This window comes from Pseudoalteromonas sp. HM-SA03 (assembly GCF_002289345.1).
Lineage (GTDB): Bacteria > Pseudomonadota > Gammaproteobacteria > Enterobacterales > Alteromonadaceae > Pseudoalteromonas.
Genome location: NZ_NSDG01000086.1, coordinates 1 through 797, shown reverse-complemented (window position 1 = coordinate 797; position 797 = coordinate 1). Strand labels below are relative to the sequence as shown.

Sequence of the window (797 nt, the reverse complement as noted above, 5' to 3'; positions counted from 1 at the left end):
GGTAAACAAAGCGCCACGATGCCGAGTGTACCGCAAATTCAAGCGCTCTCTGAGAATGCTCGACTCTCACTTGCCGCCGATGGCATTGCCACCATGATGAGCAGTACCATTGAGTTGTCTTATACCTATCAAGATGGCAGCCCAATTATGGGCGCGCCTTATACCATTCGATTTGCAAACGGAACAGAGTTGACTGGTAACTTAGATGACAGCGGTAAAGCAAAAATTGAGAATGCACCACCCGGTCAATACACCGTGCAATATGGTGAGGATAAGCGCGATTACCTGCCTGAAGATAATCGCCCTAAAAATCCACTGTATGGAAAAATCACCCCAGCGCGAGCGGCTGAAATGGTACGCAGCGGCAATACCGCACCACTGATAGAAGCCAATGGCATTGCAACCCAAGCTGGTGATTGGTTATGGGGCACACTACAAGGCGACTTTAATCAAAACCCCTCTACGTCACAAATCGTGGTAGGCACCTTGATTTCCATGATACCGATTATCGACCAAGTCATGGATTTACGAGATATCATCGCCAATGTCATGTTACTGACCGACGATGATGAGGCCAACGACACCGACGCTTGGCTTGCCTTTACCCTCACCGGCATTGGTTTAGTGCCTGTTGTGGGCTCAGCAGTCAAAGGCGTAGGCAAGGTTATCTTAAAAAACACCGGAGAATCGCTCTCGGCTGCGCTTGCCGTTTTACGCAAGCTCGGTAAAGGCGACCCAGTTAAATACCTAAGAGACATCAACTGGCAAGACCTAGGAAAGCAATCCGCCACGGAAGT

At 49.4% G+C, this 797-nt stretch carries 1 pseudogene; it reads left to right on the top strand.

The annotated features are described in order from the left end of the window. A pseudogene (locus CKO50_RS24835) lies at positions 1-797 on the top strand (hypothetical protein); the annotation flags it as partial.